We start from the raw sequence: 22111 nt of genomic DNA on the forward strand, positions 1-22111 counted from the left end.
AGCCTTTTCAAGTATGTTTTATTTTCAGGACGGGATTACTTCAACAACCATTTCATTTCCACTTTCGTCATAATACGTACAAAGCATTGCTTGGGTGTCCACCATCCATTTTTCTACACCAGATTCCGCGGATTGTTTGCAGAAAGTCAGGTAATCAGTTTCACCGTTCTGATGAATTTTGAGCGCATGTTTTAGCTTTTCTACATCACCGGTTTTTGCAATTTCCAAAGAAGCATACTTTGCATCAGAGATTATCCCAAAACTATCTTTCCCCATATATCTCGTTCGTCCATCGGATACATATTGGTCATAAGCGACAACTCCCAGCTGCTTGATCTCTTGTATATAACCTGGAAAATCCTTGCCGCTTTTTACTTTTGAATGAGCTTCTTTGATCTGAGTTAGTGTGAACATGTTTTATTGGTTTGATATGGAGGGCGATAATAACACTTTTTTCTATATTCTCTTCCCTAAACTGCATGACCTTTAAAACAATCAAACTTGAACCTTATAACAATCTGCAAGATTTCGTGTACCGCTACATTTGTCAACATAAATAAAATTAAAAATCATGAAGACGATATTCATCACAGGCACATCAAGCGGACTTGGAAGTGCAGCAGTACGGTTATTTCACAGTAAAGGTTGGAAGGTAATTGCCACCATGCGTAATACTGAAAAAGGAAATATTTTCAGTGATCTTGAAGGCGTAGAAGTTTTGGCCCTTGATATCACAAATCCCGAACAGATCAAAACAACTGTTGCCTCAGCATTAGCTTTGGGCGATGTCGATGTTGTATTAAACAACGCTGCTTATGGCGCTATTGGTCCATTGGAAAGTATGACAGATGAGCAATTGGTAAAACAGATTGACACAAATTTGCTGGGAGCAATTCGTGTTACTCAGGCATTTGTCCCACATTTCAGAGTAAGAGAAAGCGGATTATTTATTAATATTACGTCAATTGCGGGTTTGGTAACATTCCCATTTGCCAGCATTTACAATGCTGTAAAATATGGAATGCAGGGTTGGAGCGAAGGAATGAGCTACGAACTTTCACGATTCGGGATTGGTATAAAAACGGTTGCACCCGGATTTATCAGAACTGAATTTGGTTCAAATACGGAAATCACGTCAACCGAACCTTATCAAAAATATGTGGATAAAAACATGAGTGTTGTTGCCAGTATGATGGATCCGGCCACAAGCGGTTCCACAGCCGAAGAAGTTGCCGAAGTTGTATATGAAGCCGCAACCGATGGAAAAGATCAGGTACATTACATGGCAGGAACAGATTCTAAGGACATGTACGCAAGACGTTTGGAAGTTGGCCCGGAGGTGTGCCGTAAAGAAATGTCGGTTATATTTTTAGGATAGTAGCAGCTAATAAATTCGAAAAAATACAAGCAGGACTGATGTATTTTGTACATTAGCCCTGCCTGTTTCGATACAATCGTAATGTCAAATACTACCAGTCCTAATGTCCCGCAGATTGTCTATTCGGCAACTTCAAAACGTGTTATTGAAGGTGAAATCTTCATCAAACAACACGTGTTCGACTATATTATTTCAGGCACCTCCGAGACTTACTTTGATGGAAAATCACAACTTTACCAGGCTGGCGATTTTCGTTTGGCGGTAAAAAACCGTCTCTCTAAATTTGTCAAATTACCACCAGCCGGAGGAGAATATCGCTCCATCTCAATCTGCATTGATCAGGATACATTACTGGAAATGAAGGATCAATATCAGATCGAAACCCCAATTCACGATTCTTACGACAACGTTTTCCTTATAAAACCAAACAGATTTTTTAACAATTACATTGATTCCCTTTTACCCTATCTTGAAAACAATCTTGATATCAGCGACAATCTTGTTAAAATAAAAATCAAAGAAGCCGTTCTTATTTTCCTGGAAGCAAATCCGAAACTTAAAAATGTCCTGTTTGATTTCAGTGAACCAGGCAAAATAGATCTGGAAGCTTATATGCGGGCGCATTACAATTTCAATGGAAGTTTAAGCCAGTTCGCTTATTTGACCGGACGGAGCCTGTCTACTTTTAAGCGGGATTTTTCTCAGGTCTTTAATACTACTCCCAATAAATGGCTTCTGAACAAACGCCTGGAAGATGCCCGCTATCTGATTCAGGAAAAAAACTGGAAGGCTACTGATGTTTATATCGAAGTTGGTTTTAAAGATTATTCCCATTTTTCTGTTGCCTACAAACATCTATTTGGGCAAAGTCCATCAATGAGATAAATCCATATTATTGATAATATAAAATCAGCCTGACGATTTTAAGATCATCAGGCTGAGAATAACAAAAACCCTAAAATATTTATCACCTCGCGGCTCTCTTCAACACAGCATACCGTTTCCTAAACTTATCCAACTCAGTGCTACCTGATTTTTGATCGATCAGATTACTTGTTTCATTAGGATCTCTTTTGGTATTATAAAATTCTTCATAGTTGTGCTCTATGTATTTCATATACTTGAATTTTTTGGAAACAACCCCTTCAACTTTTGGCAAACCCGGACTGCCCCAAAAGGTGTGTTCGTAGAAAAAATCCTGACGCTCGGCAGCGCCGCTTTTAAAAGACGCCATTAAATCTTTCCCCTGGATTGTTGCCGGAGTCGCTACTCCGGCAAATGATAAAATCGTTGGAGCAACATCAATATTCAGGGCAATATTGTCTGTTTTCCTGCCAACCAGTTTTCTTGGAATAGGTGCTCCGGAAATGATCATCGGGACACGGATTGATTCCTCAAAACCAAACCATTTACCTTCCAGTCCGTGTTCTCCCAAAGAGAAACCATTATCACCCATAAAAATGATGATGGTATTACGGTCGATTTGTAATTGCTTCAACAGCGCTACCATGTCCCCCACGGCTTCGTCAACTCCGGTAATGAGGCGATAATAATTCTTCACAGTTTCCTGCCGTTTTTCTTCTGTTGAAAAAAATGTCTTCCAGCGCTGTCTGCCGATATTTTTATCAGACCTGAAAAATTCAGGAAAACTATTCCAATATTTCGGGTCAGTAGTCACCGGTTTCGGAATATTTGTATTTTGATATAAACTGGCAAATCGTTCCTGGTACGGAAAAGTAGGAGGATCACTTTCTGATTCATGCGGAGCTTTGAAACTCACAGAAAGACAAAACGGCTCTTGCTGTCCGGCAAACTGATATAGAAATTGTTTGATATCTTTTCCTACACTATCGGTATTGTGAATTGTTTGTCCGCTCTTATTTACAACCAAATACGGAGGCTGTTCTACCCTTGCACAGGCCCAGTAATCGAACAAGGAATCCGGCTGACGGTTGCTGTCAATTCCAAACTTACCAATAAAACCGATTTTGTATCCTGCCTTTTTTAACAAAGCCGGATAGGTTTTATCCAACGCTTTTTTTGAAAAACAGGTAGAAAAATCATTAATCTTGTGACGGGACATATACTGACCGCTCAAAAGGCTCGCCCGGCTCACACAACAAATGGAGGTTGTCACATAGGCATTCTTAAATAAAATTCCCCTGTCGGCAAGTGCATCCAGATTTGGCGTGCGAATAATTTTATTCCCCATCGCGCCAAGTGCGTCCCAGCGGTGATCGTCCGTTAGGACAAAAATAATATTCGGTCTGGTGGGCTTACTTTTTTCTCTGTTATTTTTATTCTGTTTGTTTTGCGTCCTGCTAGTCAATGCATCCCAAAGGTGCCTGTTACCAAGCTGAAAAATTAAATTGGGACCCTGAAGTTTTCTGATTTCCATTCGCTGACTGAAACCAGCAAGAGACGATAAAACAAGCAAAACAATGAATACTCCTTTACTAAAAAACTTCCTGATTCTCATAATAAACTAACCATAATCACAAATTTCAAACTAATAATTTGAAAAACAATTAGGGTTGTGAAGAAAAACCTTTTTTCAATAAAATGGCCAGGTCTTTTACCGTTTTTGCCTGCTCATTTGATTTGGCAAGATTGTGAAATTCATCAGGATCTTTCAAGTGATCATAAAGCTCTATACCTGCTTTTCCCTCGTCCCATTCAGTATAGCGGTAACGTTCAGTTCGCACACTTCGGCCCATAATTTTATCTCGTTTTACTTGCGTATAAGCCGCTCTGTCCCATTTGGCAGATGGATTTTTCAGCAAGGAAGTCAAACTTTTTCCCTGTAAATTTTGCTTTGGATCCAGTCCGCATAATTCTGCTAGTGTTGGGTAAATATCCAGTAACTCAACCGTACGGGGAGAAACTTTTCCCTTATTACCACCCGGAACCGAAATAATCAGCGGGACATGGGCAGAATTTTCAAACAAACTTTGTTTCATCCATTGTCCGTGCTGCCCCACATTATACCCATGATCCGACCAGAAAACGATAATGGTATTATCAGACAATTTCAGCCGGTCCAGCGCATCCAGCAATTTCCCAACCTGAGCGTCCATGAAAGAAATCGTTGCATAATAAGCACGTTGTGCTTCTCTGCGCTCCGCTTCTTTAAGTCCCCAGTGTGCAGGTTTTGTAAATAATGCAGCCTCAGGAACATCATCCAGGTCATTGGCTATTTCCTTCGGCAACGGAATTTTGTCAAGGTCATACTGATCAAAATATTTCTTGGGGGCTACATAAGGAGAATGCGGCCTGAAAAACCCGACAGCCAGAAAGAATGGCTTGTCTTTCTTTTCTTCCAAAATCTTAATCGCTTCATTCGCCGACAACCCATCCGTTTGCTCATCATCTGTTCCTTCTGTGGCCAGATATGCAAGCGCACTTCCAAGCGGGCGATTTGGAGTCAGGTTTTTAACATTTCCTTCTTCGGCTTTATCTCTTCCTTTTGGATTTACCTTATAATCCCATGAAATCGGATCATCCAAGCCATCCGTCCCAATTTGTCCGGGAACGCCATAATGATATATTTTACCAACTCTGGCACTGTAATAGTCATTGTTTTTAAATAATTGCGGCAAGGTTACGATCTCCGGAAGATTTTTCCTAAAATGCGTCTGCAACTCATAAATTCCGGTCACATCAGGCCGCTGACCCGTTAGTAGCGAAGAACGGCTCGGGCTGCACAAAGGAAATTGCGTGTAAGCTTTATCAAATAAAACTCCTCTTTTTGCAAGCCGGTCAATATTGGGTGATTTTACAAAATTATTTCCATAACAGCCCAGATCATTGTTCAGATCATCCGCTGCTATAAAGAGAACGTTATATTTCTTCTTGGCGGGTTCTTTTTGCTGTGCGTGAAGCACTTGACTATTTACAACTAACAGTGTTAGAAAATATACTATCGGTTTCATTAGTTAAGATTAATGTGTTTAGATTCGGCAGGTTTATTTTCAGAGGTTTCGGGAGCGTATTCGGGATTGAGTTTTGTTGGAATTTTGGCATTGACTTTTTTCTTCCAGGCTTCCAGTTTTGCTTTAAGCAGTTTTGTCTGTGCCGGATTTTTCTTTGCCAAATTCACTGATTCGCCTATATCTTCCCTGATATTATACAGTTCGACCCGGCCGTCTTCGTAAAATTCGTGAAGCTTGAAATCGCCCGAACGGATCACGCTCGTGGGCCTGGTACGGAAAGCGTCTTTGTTTCTTTTGTCACCTTTGTAAGCTTCCAGATATCCCGGAAAATGCCAGAAAAGATCTCTGGATGGAATCGTTTTTCCAACCAGTAAAGGAGCAAAAGTTTGTCCGTCAAATTCTGAATTAACCGGTTTGGTAACATTTGTAACTTCAAGAAGTGTAGGATAAAAATCAATTCCGATTACCGGCACATCTGTTTTCGAGTTGGCAGTTGTTTTTCCCGGCCATTTTACAATTAGCGGAACACGAATCCCGCCTTCATACAACATACCTTTTGACCCGCGTAATGGATGTTGCGCTGTAACCTCTCCCATTCCACCATTATCTGAATAAAAAATAACAAGTGTATTTTTGTCAAGATTCAGCGATTCAAGTGATTTCAGCACTTTTCCAATGCCTTGATCCGTACTTTCAATCATAGCCGCATAAACCGGATTGTTATGAAATTCGTCACCTTTTTTGTTTTTATATTTTTGAATAATGTCTTCTTTCGCCTGAATCGGTGTGTGAACTGAGAAGTACGACAAGTAAAGAAAAAATGGCTTTTCCTTATTCTTGTCAAGGAATTTTACAGCTTCGTCCGTTAACCTGTCTGTCAGATATTCTCCTTTTTCACCAGAATCAATTCCTTCAAGCGGAGACTTTTGTTCTGCTTTTTTGGCGGCATAAGGATAAAAGTAAGAGGGCGTACCTTCTGTGCCGCCAATTACATCATCAAAACCTTGGGCATGAGCATCCGCATTTTCCTTCTTTTCTCCCAATTGCCATTTCCCGATCAGTCCTGTGTTATATCCTGCATGTTTCAGTTCCTCAGCTATTGTTACAAAAGAAGGATTTAATACCGTTTCATTTTTGATCGGAATTAATTTCCGATCGACAGATTGTCCCCGATCAGAATTACCAACCGTAAAAATTCCATGGCGGGGCGGATATTTTCCTGTCATTAACGAAGAACGGCTCGGTGCGCAATTGGGCCCCGCGGAATAAGCCTGTGTAAAACTGAGTCCTTCCTTAGCCAGTTTATCAATATTTGGCGTTTCGTAATATTTGCTTCCGGCAGAACTGAGATCAGTCCATCCCCAGTCATCCACCAGAATAAAAAGGATATTAGGTTTGTCTTTTTGCTTTGCGGGAACAGCTTTCTGACCATAAACCTGATTAACCAAAACGACCGAAAAGAGCAGAATTATGCCCCTAAAAAAATTATTCTTCATACCTTTTTATTTGATTTTCAGCTCACCCATGGCAATTCCACTTTCGGCTGCAACGGTATACAACAAATATAATTTACCATTTTCCTCAAAAACCGCAGGATCCCGCAACTCACGAAAACGTTGTTTTGCAGCGCCTTCAGTTGAAACTGTCAAGGGTAAATCCGCTCCTTCGTAGGTCTTTTCAGGAAGTGCAACCACAACCGGTTCCGAAGGTTTCCAGTTATTCCAGTCGTCCGTAAGTTCAATTTTCGAGAAATAAATCCGTTCCGGACTGTCACCGATCCGGGAATAGAAAACCCATAACGTATTACCTTTCAGCGCAACCGCTGCGTGTCTTAATGTTGATGCGGGAGACTGGATTTTGTCAAACGGATTCGGTCCTTTTTCAAAGGCTGAAATCCCATTTTTTGATTTCCACAAAATCCCCAGACGGGAAAATGCATAGAATTCGTTCTTCCATTTAAAAACTTTAAAATAAGATTCCCCCAGTTGTGTGATTTCCGGTTGAAAGTTAATTCCGTCTTTTGAAGTAGCCCGCAGGGATAATTGTTTGTAATTACTCTTATCTTTTTTGTCGCCACTGACAAACAAAGGACAATGGAAGTACATAATAATCTGTTTATTGACCTCATCAAGATGTATATCCGGTGAGGCAATATGCCTTCCCGCCTTCAATTCGTCGTCCTCCCCTTTGCATGCACAATCGTTCATTTTCAAAGTACCCGCCTCATAGACTTTCCATGGACCTTTCAAATCATTGGCATACGCAAGACGAATGTACGTCCCGTTATGATCGGCAAAATAAAGATAGTATTTGCCCAATTTTCCTGGCAGCCAATCCGGTACTTTGATCAGAGACGGACCATTAATATTCTGCCCGTCTTTACCAGGAAGTAATTCCGGCGAAATAATCGGATTTTTTTCAAATCGCTGAAATGTAAATTGTTGGGCATTAGCAAAATTTGAACTGATCCCTCCCAGCAAAAAAAGGACAAATATTTTATTATAAAATTTCATTTTCAATTCTTGTTTTTAATAAGTCCGAAACCACATTTTTAATTATAAACATCAGGGAATCAACTCCTTTTGTGGCCGTTTGTACCTTCCGTTTTCATCCAGTGGTTTAGGATCAGCAAATTCCGGATTAATATATCCTACTGATTTTTCCTGTTTTTCCAGCTCTTTTCCGAGTTGCGTTTTCAGCTTGTTACCTTCGGAAGTATTGTAGAGATTATTCGTCTCGTTAGGATCTTTTGACAAATCATACAATTCCGACCAGCCCGTTTCACCAGGATATTGTACCAGTTTTCCGGTCTCCGTTCTTACCGCTTTGATCGTAGGAACGCCATAGCCGTTTTCGTAGAAATATTCATAGAGAAACGACGTCCGCCAGTCTTTTACCTTATCCTCAATTAAAGGTACCCAGCTTTTTCCCTGAAAAGACGCAGGAGATTTGATACCAGCCAAATCCAGAATCGAAGGAGCATCATCCAGGTTTAATACAATTTTGTCGATCAGTTTACCCTTTGGAAATTTAGCAGGATATCTTACCAGCAAAGGGATACGCATGGATTCGTCATATGCGGCACGTTTATCTCCCAAGCCGTGCTCGCCAAAGAAAAATCCATTGTCACTTGAAAAAATAACAACTGTATTCTGATCAAGATGAAGCGAATCCAACGTAGCCAAAACACGACCTACATTTTCATCGATAGCTGCCAGCGTCCGGAAATAATTTCTGATTTTCTCGTCATTATTTTCCGTCCACGAGCCTCCCTTTTTCTGTTGCGGCGCCGCTCCGGGGCCTTTCTTTCCTGTATCAATCTGACCCTGGTAAGGAGAATCCAGACTTTCCGAAACTGGCTTTGTCAAAGTTGCATCTGAAAATGTGTCCTTATGCCTTACAGGTGGCTGAAAAGGCCCGTGTCCTGATTTAAAAGCCAGTGTTACAAGAAAAGTTTTATCCTTATTTTCTTTGATATAATTTACAGCATTCGTTGTAGAAACGTCATCGATCCAGCCTTTGCTCGGCTGGGCTACACCATTTATTTCAATCGGACAATCAAGATATTTTCCCTGTCCCACAAAACTGGCCGAATAATCAAAACCCGGCCGTTTTCCTGTTTCATTTCCCATATGCCATTTCCCGAAAAATGCTGTCTGGTACCCTGCTTTACGGATTTCGGTGGCATAAGTGACCGTTGTATCTTTCAATCCTGTATGATTATTTGCAATACCGTTCAGGTGATTATACCTGCTGTTCAACATCGTTGAGCGACTAGGGGAACACAAAGAATTGATCACAAAAGCATTTCTGAAACGCACACCTTCTGCGGCAATCCGATCCAGATTTGGGGTTTTAAACCAAGGAAACCGGGCTTTATCTCCCTGTTCTTTTTGAACCACGCTTAATGCATCAAAACGCTGGTCGTCCGTATATATAAAAATAATGTTGGGACGACCGGTTTGAGCCTTCGCTCCGCAAATTCCCAAAAGAATAAGGTTTGAGAGAATTAAATATTTCATTTTCATCATTACAAAGTTAAGGTGTCAAGGTGCGATCGGCAGGGGTAAATAATCTCTGTTCAAAATCATCCATTCCTGTAATTGTGTTTTAAGCTGATGTTCAAGTTCCTCAAATTTCGGGTCGCCGGACAGGTTTTTAAATTCCTCAGGATCATTTTCTTCGTCATACAATTCAAACATTTTACGACGATCCGCGAAGAGAAGTTTATCAAACTTTTCATCCAGTTTCCCTTCTATATGTTTCTGCCTCAGTTCAAGCCAGAAAGGCTGCGCGTCAAAATCGACCGGATGGTAGGGCAACTGCCACATGGCATTGTAAATCAGTTTGTATTTTTTGCTAAAAACGGTTCTCCCTAAATCAAAATCGGCCGTATTATGCGGAAGATTTTGACCGTGTGCTCCGCGAACAGCAAAAATATGATCATGTCCTTCAAAGGATGGCTGTTGAAAGGATGGGGTCAAAGCGATTCCAGTCATATTTTTCGGAATTTGGGTTCCCGAAACAGACAGCAACGTCGGGGCAATATCTTCTCCTGTGATCAGCGCATCACTGGTCTGTCCGGCTTTAATAAGGTCAGGATGGCGCATGATCAGCGGCACATTCAATCCCTGATTGTATAACGTGCCCTTTCCCCTTAATAGCGCACCGCCATTATCACCCATAAAAACAACGAGTGTATTTTTGTCCAGTCCACGCTTTTTAAGATCGTCCAAAACTCTGCCTACATCACTATCCAGGCGCTGGATTTCTCCGAGATAGGCAGCAAAATCTTCACGCAAAAGTTTCGTGTCCGGCCAAAGGGAAGGTATTTTTATTTTTGAAGGATCCGGCTCAAAAGATTTTGCATTAAAAATCCTGTGCGGATCGCTGTATCCAACCTGCACAAAAAACGGTTTTCCTTTGGGAACCTGGTCAAGAAACTCAGTATACTGATTAAATATGCTATCACGATTAGCCGTTATTTTCAAATAATCTACCCGGTTTTTAAAAGTTTCCAGATCGTATTTTTCCAATACCGCGACGGTTTCAGGCACACGTCTGTTTCCATCCAAATGGAAATTCCGGCCCAAAATTCCGGTGTAGTAACCTGTTTTCCGTAACAATTCAGGATACGAAACAACGTCAGCATCCAGAGGAGCTGAAAAACGGGTCATTTGAATCGCCAGCGTATTTCTGCCCGACATCAGTCCCGCCCTTGAAAGCACACACTGAGGTGCCGTTGTATATGCTTTCCGGTACAAAATACCTTCCTGGGCAAGCTTGTCTATATTCGGTGTTTTTATATCCGGATAGCCATAACATCCCAAAAATGGCGCGCTGTGATCGTCAGAAAGGATGAATACGATATTAGGCGGCTGCTTTTTTATTTTTTGAGCAAACACTGACCCTGATAAGACAAGAGTCAGCAGTGTTCCCGATAATAATAAAATTAGGACGTTGTTTGTTTTCATTTGATAAAATTTGATATAAAAATCTATCGATTAAATAGAGTAAATTTTCACGTTTATTGCACAAATCAGTAAACAGAATCTTATGATTTCTGTTTACTGATTTGTTGTCACTTATGTTTTAACACTTCCAGATAAAAAGGTCCGTTCACCGAGGCAATTGTTTCAAACCAGGATTCAATATCATAGTCACCTTTTTTCAGATAGATATTAGTGAATGAAACAGTTTTGTTTTCGTCATTAACAAATTTGCTTCGCTGGATTTGCCCAAGCCGGATAAGCGCTCGCGTACCTTTTGGAATTGTTTTAATTGAAATTGCTTTAAAATCATAAACTCCTTCCTCTTTGACACGCACCGTCCAGGTTCCAAGTGCATTTTCGCCAGTCCAGTTACGCATAGCTGTTCCGCTTAAATCCTGACGTGTGAGGATAACTGGATTTTCATGAATGGTTCCGATTTCAATTCTTCTGGGACTTAAATTCGGACTTGCAGCAATTTCTTTAAAAGTACTGTCCAGTTTATTTTTCAATTTAAGCGCCAGATTTTTGTCGCTTTTTACCAGATTATTCTCTTCAAAAGGATCTGTTTTCAAATTGAAAAGTCCGAAGGTATTGAGATTATCAGGGTCAGCTTCCGAGGCCACCAGTTTATAGTTGCCCTGATAAATTGCCGCGTTGCGATAGGGTTCAGGCCATCCTCGATTCCAGGCGTTGTAAAAAATGCGTTCTTCTGGTTTTTGTTTTCCCAATATTTGTTTGAATACAGATCTCCCATCTGCTTTAATCACTTTCGGAATTGGAACCCCGCTCGCTTCCAAAAGAGTAGGCAGTAAATCAACATGTGCTGTTAAACCATCCAGATCTTTATTTTCAGGAATAAATCCTTTGCCCGAAATCAAAAAAGGAACATGGGTACCTCCTTCATAAACTAAACCTTTCAAACCACGAAAACCAGTATTAAACCGCAACTGTTGATTTCCATTATCCGTCAGAAAAATCACAATCGTGTTTTCTTCCAGGTTTTGTTTTTTAATTTCTTCAAGGATCCGGCCTACATTATCATCGATATTGGTCGCCATTCCATAGACTTTACGTGCATTTTCCTTATCCTTTTCAGTCATTTTTGACCAGGATTTTCCAGAATCCTTATCCAAAGCGGAATCAAATTTCAGGTCTTTGTATTGATCTTCATATTTTTTGGGAAGCTGCAAAGGATCATGCGGAGCGTTGTAGGAAACGTACAAAAAGAAAGGTTTAGATTTATTTTCTTTTAAAAAGCCAAGCGCAGCATCCGTGAAAATATCAGTACAATAACCTTTTGGAAAAACATGTTTGTTATTCTCTGAAAGTACGGTGTTGAAATAACTGCTGTCGGGTCTTGTAAAATTTTCAATTAAATCGCCCGGCTGTCCAATTCCTCCTCCCCCATGCACCAGACTATATTGAAAACCTTGTTCAGAAGGTCGAAAAGGATAATTATCACCCAAATGCCATTTCCCAACAATACCGGTTTTGTATCCGTTTTGTCCCAGGATTTCAGCTATTGTAATCTCTTCCGTAGCCATAATGGCGCCATTATTGTAGGTATCATGCACACCCGTACGTTGGGCATATCGTCCGGTCAGCAGGCTCGCACGCGTTGGCGCGCAGACGGGAGAATTGTGGAAATTGGTTAACCTCACAGAACGTGCCGCAAGTTTATCAATGTTAGGCGTTTTGACATAGGGATTGCCCGTAAATCCAAAATCGCCATAACCCTGATCATCGGTCATGATCAGGATTATATTGGGTTTCTTTATTGCTTGTTTTTGTGCCTGCAGGTTTACAGAACCCGTAAAGAAAATGACCGCAGATATCTTTAAAAACCGTTTCATGAAATCATATTCATAATGTCAGATTATTTACTTCCTTTCGCCGCTGCTCTTTCCGCACGTTTTTTGATATGACTGTTATCTGCCGGCATTTGCTGAACCAGTGCAGGTGGTGTTTGACCCAGTTTCCTGGTAAACAGATCAAGTGAAGCCAGCAATTCTTTCGCCTTTTCCGGGTTGGTTTTCAGCAGATTATTTTTCTCTCCAATGTCCGTTTTCAGATTGAACAAAAGTGTGTCCGTTGCAGCTACAACTGTTATTCCATTGATTTTTGTATCCGGCTGCGGCAAACGGATTTTCCAGTCTCCATTTCTGTAAGCTTCGATTTTACCGTATGAATAGTAGGCAAATTCTTTCCCTTTACGTTTTCCTGTTCCAAACAAAACAGGGCTGATATCTTCTCCGTCAAGCGGCTTTTTCGTTTCTGTTTTCTGGCTTCCGGTAAGGCTGATAATGGTTGGATACAAATCCAATTGCAAAGCCAGATCATCATAAACCGTTCCGGGTTTAATTTTTCCAGGCCAGGATGCCACCGTCGGGACACGCTGTCCGCCTTCAAAAGTGGTACCTTTCCCTTGTCGTAACGGACCGGCGGAACCACCTTCCACATCAAAAATAAGCCATGGACCATTGTCGCTCGTGAACACTACAAGGGTATTTTCTTCCAATCTGTTTTTCTTCAAAGCTTTTACAACCTCGCCCACACTCCAGTCAATTTCTTCGATCACATCACCATACAAACCTCTTTTGGATTTCCCCTCAAATGCGGGCGAAGCATACAACGGAACGTGCGGCATGTTGTGGGTAATGTACAGGAAAAACGGCTTGTCTTTATTCTTATCAATGAATTTTACTGCTTCGTTTGTATATGTTTTTGTGATGTAATTCTGATTGACTTTAATACTGTCAACATCGTTGCCACGCAGATAAACAACGCCCATCATATCATTGCTGTATGGGATTCCATAATATTCGTCAAAGCCATTTTGCAAAGGTAAAAACGATTTGTGATGCCCCAGATGCCATTTTCCGAAGATAGCAGTTTTATAACCGTTGCCCTTTAAAGCTTCCCCTATCGTAACTTCTTCCGCAGGAATTCCGGTAAAACTTTCAGGAAAGAAAACGTGATCGATACCAAGCCGCTTTGGATAACGGCCAGTGATTAATGCCGCTCTGGATGGACTGCAAACCGGTGAGCTGGAATAAAATGATGTAAATTTAATCCCTTTTGCCGCCAGATTATCAATATTTGGCGTCCGGATATCCGTTGCGCCAAACGCCCCAATATCTCCATAACCAAGATCATCGGCCATTATTACAACGATATTGGGCTTCGCATTTTTTTGTTGGGCCAGTGAAAGTACCGGCGCGGCCAGCATTATTACACCGAGTAAAATCTTTTTCATTTGATATGACTTGTCTTAAATTCTTACCAAGACTGAATCAGCCTGTTATAAAAAGTCCCCAAACGTATAACTTTACCGTTTATACGTTTGGGGATGATTGATTTGTTACCTTATTCCACATTACCTCGTCTCGCAGCTCCTTTTACCGGACCGGCCGCCGGAGCACCATTTGGGTTTGCAGGTTTTATCTTTTCATAATCTACAACACCCGTTTTATCCGCCCACTTGAAGTAATCAGCAGACAGTTCGTTGACGATTTCCGTATTCACGGCAGACAAATCATTATTTTCACTACGGTCTTTTTCGAGGTCGTACAGCTCCCATCTGTAAGCCGGATATGTTGAAACAATTTTCCACTTTCCTTTTCTCACCGCCCGGTTTCCGGCACGTTCCCAGAAAATCGGCTCTCCCCTGTCTACGGTTTCGGATTTGCCCGTTAATACCGGCAACAAACTTTTTCCCGGTAGCGGATTTGTCGTCACACCGTTTAGCTTTACAGGATATGTTGTATTGGCCAATTCATAAAAAGTTGGTGCAAGGTCGATTAAATGCCCCGTTCCTTTTACAATATTTCCACCTTTGATCTGCTTGGGAAACCATGCGATAAAAGGTGCGCTAATTCCACCTTCGTGCATGTTGTTTTTGTAATTGGTATGCGGTGTGTTGGAAACGTAAGCCCAGCTTTGTTCCTGATAATCATACGACCCGGCAGTTCCGATTGGTCCTGTATTCCGGGGCGGTTTTCTGCGGTTCGTTGCTGAATAACCTCCCTGCGCACCATTATCCGAAATAAAGATGATTAATGTGTTTTCATCTTTTTTCAATTCTTTTAGCTTTTCCCGTAAACGGCCGACATTCTGGTCAACCTGATCAACCATGGCAGCGTAAACTTCCATTTTCTTTTCCCAAAGCTGCTTTTCACTGTAAGTCAGATTATCCCAAAGCGGAACCTCCGGATCACGTTTGGCGATCGCCTGGTTTGGATCTGAAATACCCAGTGCTTTTTGCTTTTTGATACGTTCAATCCGAAGAGAATCCCAACCGATACTATACCTGCCTTTGTATTTTGCAATATCTTCCGGTAATGCCTGTAATGGCCAGTGCGGCGCGTTAAAAGCTACATAAAGAAAGAATGGTTTTTCTGTTTTATTTTGCTCATCCAGGAATTCCAAAGCGTTATTCGTGATTTCATTGGTAAGATATAATCCGGATTTCAGATTAATTCTCTTATTATCCTTAACCAGCTCAACCGGAGGTGCCTGACCATATTCTCCAATATCAAAATAATTGCTCGCTCCCTTAATAAAACCATAAAAATGATCAAAACCACGTTGATTTGGCCAGGCTGTACTATCACCTCCAACATGCCATTTTCCGCTCATTAAAGTGCTGTAACCAGAATTTTTAAGTACCTCAGCGAACGTGAGTGATTCTTTGTTAAGATATCCCTGATAAGCCGGTAAACCCAGATTCACATCAAAATAACCAATGCCTGCTTTGTGCGGATATTGACCGGTAATAAGCGAAGCGCGCGTTGGTGCACAGATGGAATTGTTATAAAACTCACGGAAGCGGATTCCCTCTTTTGCAAGATTATCCAGATTAGGCGTCTGGATTTCGGAACCATAGGAACCAATATCAGAATAGCCCATATCATCAACCATAATCAGGATGATGTTGGGCCTTGTATCTGCCTTTTTATTTTTTTGTGCGAACGCTGTGATCGTACTGCCCGTCAAAAGCAGACCAATCATAAAATTAAATTTCATCTGGCAGGGTTAGTTTTGGATAAAATGTCTGGAAAATATTAACTATCTCCAGACGAGAAATTCGGTCCGAATTAAACTTTAAGGTGCCAGGAACATAATGCCCGGCACGCGGTGCCCGGCACGCGGTGCCCGGCACGCGGTGCCCGGCACCTAAAGTGTAAATTAATTCACCTAAGCTTATTTCACTGCTGAAAATCTTTCCAGCTTTTCTTTTTCAACCTGCAAGCGTTTTGGTTCAGGTTTAAGATATCCGTACCGATGCAGATCCGCATCCGCATGAGACGCTACCCATAAAAGGAATTTCTTTGCTTCCTGGTTGCTGTTATTCTTTGCAATTGAAAAATGTACATACTCAACCGGTACATTTTTAACTTTTTCAGTTTCCAGTTTTTCTAAAACCTGATCCAGATTATCTGTTTGTTTTTCTTCTTTTGAAACACGTCCGTTTCCATCAAGATCAACCGGAATAATGGTCAGGCCTTCTGCGGGTTTGCGTGTTGTCAAATCATAAGCCAGACCAGGAACAGTGTACGTTATACCCGTGTCGTCTTTCAACAAAGCCTTGATCAAATGCTCATCCGCACCTGCAATACTTTTTCCTTTGATCTGCTGCTGCTCATATCCAAAATATTTGGCGAAAGTCAATGGTGCACCGGCTTTTTGTAAACGGGTATAAACCGTGAAAGGAACTGTTATGGAATTATCCTTTTCCGCATAAATATCGTGGAAGAAAATTTGTTTGTATGTTTTTTCAATCAAACCTTTGTCTCCATATTCCTTCGCAAAAGCCGAAGTTGAATTGGCAACAGGCAAAAGCGCATAACGCCCGATTGAAATATATTCTCTGGTTTCTTTAACCGCTTTGTCCTGATCATAAGCCTCAATAAGCAAGTCATATTTTTCAGGATCTGTAATCGTTCTGGCGTCAATTGTAATTTGCGCTTTTGGATTTTCAGCAGTATATTCTTTGATCCATTTATCTACCAAAGGATAAGCGAAACGCACACCCGTGATAACTACTTTATTTTGAGAAACTTCCTGGGCAAATAAATTTGAACTGGCAGATACGGCCAGACCGGCAACAAATAGGAATGATTTGATCGTTTTCATGATGTTAAAAGAAAAATGAATTAATTTGATATTACCGCGGTCTGCCTTTACGAAAGGTTTATCACAATAAAAATGGAAAGAGCTGGTAAATAGTTGTTACACCTTATTACAACAGCTTATATCAAGAGAATTTAAAATATTTCCCACCGGAAATGCAGCTCCAAGCCGCGAAGAATTAGAATCCATCGGTCTCATAGTTATACTATTTTTGATGTATTCTTTTTACTGGTGGTAATAAAAAGAATAATACCCTACTATATTGATAGACAAAGTAAGTTTAATAAAAATAGATTACCAAAACATTTTTAAAATTTCAGGATTAATCCATGAAAGACAATATTTTATGTTTGAATAATTATTTGATAAGGAGTGAATTTGAGCTAATATCGAGTTGAGGTCTTGCATTCAAGTTGGTTTATATGCAATCAAATGGCTAGGTAGAATATGGATTTTCAAATTTGTTAATTATCCATATAACTGGATCTAACAAAACGCCCCTATTGGATCATCTTGTTTATAGCTAACAAACTCACTAAGAAGCGGTATAACTCCGGATGGAGTTTCTTAAAATATAAACCGGTTTTCAAGATAATTACAGGAGGCTCCAAAGGAACCGGATTTTGGAGAATGGCAATGTCTGGTCAAAATAACATTAGCAAAATCAATGAAAACGGGTTAGCCGTCTCCTCGAAAATAATTAACCGGATCATTGTCATTTAATAATTATGGCCAACTAGAATTCGCCTTTATTAATATTCTAAAATTTCGAGTTATATATAAAGAAATTCTATCCAAAATAATATGTTTTGCCAAAACGCTCCTATTGGAGCATCCTGTTTATAGCCAACCAATTCACTTAAATGCGACAAAACTCCGGATGGAGTTTCCTGAAATATTAACCGGTTTCCAAGATAATTGCAGGAGACTCCGATGGAGCCAGGATTAATCGGGGGTTCCGGATCTTTCTATAAACAGGGGGCTCCAAACGAGCCGGGTTTAGGTGAAAGGGGATTTCTGTCTTAAAATAATATCCGCAAAACACTTAAAAAGCATTGGCATTTTTCTCAAAATCATTAATCAGATATTGGAATTAAATAACTATTGCAAATCAGTTTTCGCCTTTCCCAAAGCTATTTCAACAATATCAATTCAATAGAACGAACATCTGCAAAACGATTTCCTTTCAATTGATTTACTTTAATTTTTATCTGCCCTTTTCCTTTTTCAAGATCCCAATTCCCTACAAATTTGGTTTTAAATTCCTTTTCATAAGATTCTCCGTTTCTTTTGACCCGGTCAGGACTTGGCAGAAGTGCCGGATCGTAAGGCTCTGTAATTTTACCGGAAATAGATTTTGAATTAAATATAATGTCAAAAGCACTTCCCACATTAGCTAGTGGAATGGTGTATAAAATATTCAGTTTATACTTGCCAGAGGTATGCACATCCACATCCCAGGTAACGTAAGACTCGTCATCATTCCAATTTGTTATCCATGAAGAATTCGGTGCAGATGCACTATAAGACAAAGTTCCGGTTTTGGAACGATGTAATTTTGCATCTTGTGAAGGCAGGGTCGTTTTAGGAAATTTCGTGTAACCCACGGGTATCCAACGAACGGTATCAATGCCAGCCATCGCCTCTTTATACCATTTATTTAAACGCCCTGAAAGATCTTTATAGATTTCCGGAAACTGAGCGGCTATGTCAGTACTTTGTGTAGAATCTTTTGACAAATCATACAAAGCGCCTTCTGAGGCAAGATATGGCCATTTTCTAACACTGTTAAATTTATTAATAGAAGAAAAAAGATATCTTTCGTCAAGCGAACTTCTCTCCCCTTTCAATAAAGACTTTAAACTTACACCATCTAGGGGTTTGGTGCCGGAAGTCGATATTCCGGCAAAATCTGTCAGTGTGGGCAGAATGTCGATGTACGCTGCCTGATCATTAATAACTTTCCCCGCCGGAATAACACCCGGCCAGCGGATAAAAAACGGTACCCGGACACCTCCTTCTTCGGCCACACCTTTCCGGCCTTTCATATCACCATTCCAACGCCATGAATTGGGACCGTTATCAGTCATGTAAATAACAATGGTATTTTCTGCCAGTTTTAGTTCATCCAGTTTTTTCAAAATCCGGCCAACGTTATCATCAATATTCTCACACATCGCCAGAGCAGAGATTGTTACTTCCGGGTCCTCCTGACTTTTATTTTGACTGAATTGTTTCAAACCTCTTGCTTTTACCCGGTCATAATATTTGTCAGGAACCTGAAATGGCGAATGCGGCGCATTGAAGGGCACATAACATACGAAAGGTTTATTTTTATTTTTTTCGATAAAACCAATGGCTTTATCCGTCAAATCGTCCGTTATGAAACCTTTGCTTCTCACAGCTTCGCCGTTATGATCAAGCATGGTGTTAAAGTAATTGGCATAATGCCCACTCAAAAAGCCATAAAACTCGTCAAAACCCCGGCCATTTGGATGGTAAGGATACTGACTTCCGTTATGCCATTTTCCAAAACAGCCTGTTGCATAACCGGATTTCTTAAAAAGATCGGCAAGGGTAACTTCATCAAGATTTAGAAACTCTTTTGAATTGGAAACGCCGTATACACCTGCGCGGTAATGATAACGTCCCGTTAAAAGTCCCGCTCTGGTTGGCGCACAAAGCGGGGCGACATAAAATCTTGAAAAACGTGCACCGTCTCTGGCAAGTTTATCAATATTAGGCGTTTGTACATTTGAATTTCCATTAATACTTAAATCTCCCCAACCCTGATCATCTGTAAGAATAAAGACAATATTGGGCCTTTTCTGTGCTTGTGTTGAAACAAAGCCGATCAAAAAGCTTGACGTAAAACAGAAAAACAGTTGATAAAAACGCATATCTAATTTCAAAAAAGTCAATAAAACAAATTCATTACAAAGTTCATAAACAACGAATTAAATCCATTTCGTTAATTTCTCATTAAACCTCAAACAGCATATTTTTTCAATAAATCATAATTCAGATTATGACCTAATCCGGGTGTATCAGGCACTGCAATATAGCCATTTTCAAAGCGCTCAGCCGGCGACAGCAAATCTGCCCGCCAGGGAACTTCTCCAAAGGCATATTCAAGAATTGAAAAATTGGGAATTGTTGCACAAACCTGAACACTTGCCGCTGTAGAAACCGGGCCACTCGGGTTATGCGGCGCAATTGCAATGTTACCGGCCGTCTCAGCATGTGATGCAATAAAGCGTAATTCCTGGATTCCACCACAGTGTTTTACATCCGGCATGATAATATCCAACGTTTTTTCAGTAATAATCCGGTTAAAACCTTCCCGGCCAATAATGGATTCACCACCGGCAGAACCCTGACTGATCGCGTCGGTTATGGCCTTTGTTTCTTCAGGATATTTTTCAGGATCAATGGCTTCTTCAAACCAGTACAAATTCGAACTTTCCAAACGTTTCGCTGTCGAAATAGCAAGCTCTTTGTTTAAATGACTATGCACATCGATCAGCAAATCAATTTCTTTTCCAATGGTTTTGCGAACGGCCTCAATACAGGAAACGGCATAATCAATATCATCCTGAATTTGTTTTTGACTTGAATTAGCCAAAGGTTTCATATCATCAAACGGTGCAAGTTTGACGGCCTTAAAACCACTTTTAAGTGCCTCCTCAGCATTTTTCTGGAATGCGGGAATTAGTCTCCTTCCATTTGCATCACGCTCATTGGTAGCGCGGTTGATATTGGCATATACTTTCAGCTTGTCGCGCAGTTTTCCTCCAAGCAAATTATAAACAGGAACACCCAGCGCTTTTCCGTTCAAATCCCATAAGGCCTGTTCAATCGCACTGAAAGCCGTCACAGCAGTTTTTCCTTTTGCTATCGATTTCTGTAATCCACGTTGCCTGAATTGTTCCACCGCAAATGGAGATTCACCTTTCACCAGCTCGAAAAGAAGTTTAATCTCAGCGAGCAATTCGGCATCACCCTCTTTTAAAGTAAAACCATGAGAAGCTTCACCCAATCCGCTGATTCCTTTATTCGTTTTTATTTCTACAAAATACCAGTTTCCACGTGCATTCACTTTAACAACATGGACCTGAATCGCTGTGATTATGAGTTTTATATCTGTCTTGGTAAATTCCGGAATTACAGCTAATGGAAGCAATCCTGATGTTCTAAAAAAATCTCTCCTCTTCATGGGAATAGGTTACACAGAGTTTCACGGAGGTAAAAGGAGGAACACAGAAATTTTATCTCTCTCTGATCCTCATTTTTTTAAAAACTCTTTAACTCTGCGTTTAAAAATTTAAGGTTTTTGTCGAGATGGTAGGTTACACAGAGTTTCACGGAAGTAAAAGGAGGAACACAGAGTTTTTTATCTCTCTGTGCAACTCCTTTTCAACTTCTTAACTCTGCGTTTAAAAATTACAGCGTTTGGCCAGCCAGTACTTTTTCGATTTCTTTTTTGGAAGCGCCGCCTGTTTTCTTCCATATTATCTCATTATTTTTGTATAAAACCAAAGTAGGAAGCGACACTACGCCTAACTCTTTTACCAGATTTTTGTTTTCGTAAGCTTCAATTTTTATTACTTTAACTGTACTCGCCTGCTCATTTTTAATAGAATCAATCGTTGGCGCAAGTTTTTTGCAAGAGCCACAGTAGCGGGATCCGAAGTCTACCAATACCAGTTTGTCGCTTTTAAGTGATGCCGTATATTCTTCACGGTTCAAACCTTTACCAACCGTCGAGATAACAGGTTTTCCCAAGCCAATCCATTTGCTCAATCCACCAGGAATTTCTGTAACATCTTTAAAACCTTCATTTCTCAAATCTTTCGCCAAAACACCGCTGCGGCCGTTTGCAATCGAATAAATAAACACTGGTTTGTTCTTATTCAGTTTTGCACTTTCCTTTTCAAAATCTGCTTTGTTCGCAATATTAAAACTTACTGCGCCTTCCAGATGGTTTTGGGTATACTCTTCAGGCAACCGGGCATCCAAGATCTGGGCATCTTTTCCGGCTGCTTTTAATTTGGACTCGAATTCCTCAAAAGTCAGCAGATCTTTTCTTGGTTGTCCTTGCGCGAAAGCAACGGTTTGTAACAATAAGGCGGTTAATACCAGCGCGGATAATCGTAAAATTTTCATCGTAGGAATTT

General features: G+C 40.5%; 16 protein-coding genes. 2 read left to right on the forward strand and 14 right to left on the reverse strand.

Going from position 1 to position 22111, the window contains the following annotated elements:
• Positions 1 to 24: 24 nt before the first annotated feature.
• The gene (locus FDK13_RS24840; protein WP_137342721.1) at positions 25 to 414 is read right to left on the reverse strand and encodes a DUF1398 domain-containing protein; all 390 of its coding nucleotides are present in this window, start codon (positions 412 to 414) and stop codon (positions 25 to 27) included.
• A gap of 157 nt (positions 415 to 571) precedes the next feature.
• On the opposite strand from FDK13_RS24840, the gene FDK13_RS24845 reads away from it, so the two are divergent.
• Positions 572 to 1378 (forward strand): SDR family oxidoreductase, encoded by an 807-nt coding sequence (locus tag FDK13_RS24845; RefSeq protein ID WP_137342722.1) that lies wholly within the window; start codon positions 572 to 574, stop codon positions 1376 to 1378.
• A gap of 81 nt (positions 1379 to 1459) precedes the next feature.
• A complete protein-coding gene (locus FDK13_RS24850) occupies positions 1460 to 2263 on the forward strand; it encodes a helix-turn-helix domain-containing protein (RefSeq protein WP_137342723.1) in 804 nt (267 codons plus the stop codon).
• An 82-nt stretch (positions 2264 to 2345) separates the two neighbouring features.
• On the opposite strand, the gene FDK13_RS24855 is transcribed toward FDK13_RS24850, so the two are convergent.
• The 13 genes from FDK13_RS24855 to FDK13_RS24915 all read right to left on the reverse strand — a co-directional run bounded on the left by FDK13_RS24855 (position 2346) and on the right by FDK13_RS24915 (position 22100).
• Entirely contained in the window at positions 2346 to 3857 is a 1512-nt protein-coding gene (locus FDK13_RS24855; RefSeq protein WP_137342724.1) for a sulfatase family protein, read from the reverse strand.
• A 49-nt stretch (positions 3858 to 3906) separates the two neighbouring features.
• Positions 3907 to 5310: a sulfatase gene (locus FDK13_RS24860; protein WP_137342725.1), complete on the reverse strand. Its 1404-nt coding sequence runs from the start codon at positions 5308 to 5310 to the stop codon at positions 3907 to 3909.
• A complete protein-coding gene (locus tag FDK13_RS24865) occupies positions 5310 to 6806 on the reverse strand; it encodes a sulfatase (RefSeq protein ID WP_137342726.1) in 1497 nt (498 codons plus the stop codon). Before FDK13_RS24865 ends, FDK13_RS24860 begins: the two co-directional genes overlap by 1 nt.
• 6 nt (positions 6807 to 6812) lie before the next feature.
• The gene (locus tag FDK13_RS24870) at positions 6813 to 7823 is read right to left on the reverse strand and encodes a glycoside hydrolase family protein (RefSeq protein WP_220417419.1); all 1011 of its coding nucleotides are present in this window, start codon (positions 7821 to 7823) and stop codon (positions 6813 to 6815) included.
• Between the two features lie 51 nt (positions 7824 to 7874).
• Complete coding sequence (locus FDK13_RS24875) at positions 7875 to 9332, reverse strand: sulfatase family protein (protein ID WP_170982912.1); 1458 nt, start codon at positions 9330 to 9332, stop codon at positions 7875 to 7877.
• 24 nt (positions 9333 to 9356) lie between these two features.
• Positions 9357 to 10784 (reverse strand): sulfatase family protein, encoded by a 1428-nt coding sequence (locus FDK13_RS24880; RefSeq protein WP_137342728.1) that lies wholly within the window; start codon positions 10782 to 10784, stop codon positions 9357 to 9359.
• Between the two features lie 107 nt (positions 10785 to 10891).
• Positions 10892 to 12655, reverse strand: a complete 1764-nt coding sequence (locus FDK13_RS24885) for an arylsulfatase (RefSeq protein ID WP_137342729.1) — start codon at positions 12653 to 12655, stop codon at positions 10892 to 10894.
• 23 nt (positions 12656 to 12678) lie between these two features.
• Positions 12679 to 14058 carry a sulfatase family protein gene (locus FDK13_RS24890; protein WP_137342730.1) on the reverse strand — a complete coding sequence of 460 codons (1380 nt, stop codon included), beginning with the start codon at positions 14056 to 14058 and terminating at the stop codon, positions 12679 to 12681.
• Positions 14059 to 14168: 110 nt separating this feature from the next.
• Positions 14169 to 15827 (reverse strand): arylsulfatase, encoded by a 1659-nt coding sequence (locus FDK13_RS24895; protein WP_137342731.1) that lies wholly within the window; start codon positions 15825 to 15827, stop codon positions 14169 to 14171.
• Between the two features lie 177 nt (positions 15828 to 16004).
• Positions 16005 to 16937, reverse strand: a complete 933-nt coding sequence (locus FDK13_RS24900; protein ID WP_137342732.1) for a type 2 periplasmic-binding domain-containing protein — start codon at positions 16935 to 16937, stop codon at positions 16005 to 16007.
• Positions 16938 to 18067: 1130 nt separating this feature from the next.
• On the reverse strand, positions 18068 to 19834 hold the full coding sequence (locus tag FDK13_RS24905) for a sulfatase-like hydrolase/transferase (RefSeq protein ID WP_137342733.1): 1767 nt from the start codon (positions 19832 to 19834) through the stop codon (positions 18068 to 18070).
• Between the two features lie 89 nt (positions 19835 to 19923).
• Entirely contained in the window at positions 19924 to 21150 is a 1227-nt protein-coding gene (locus FDK13_RS24910; protein ID WP_137342734.1) for a mandelate racemase/muconate lactonizing enzyme family protein, read from the reverse strand.
• 227 nt (positions 21151 to 21377) lie between these two features.
• Positions 21378 to 22100, reverse strand: coding sequence for a thioredoxin domain-containing protein (locus FDK13_RS24915; RefSeq protein WP_137342735.1), 723 nt, complete (start codon positions 22098 to 22100; stop codon positions 21378 to 21380).
• Positions 22101 to 22111: the final 11 nt, after the last annotated feature.

Origin of the sequence: Dyadobacter frigoris, assembly GCF_005280585.1 — a bacterium.
GTDB lineage: Bacteria > Bacteroidota > Bacteroidia > Cytophagales > Spirosomataceae > Dyadobacter > Dyadobacter frigoris.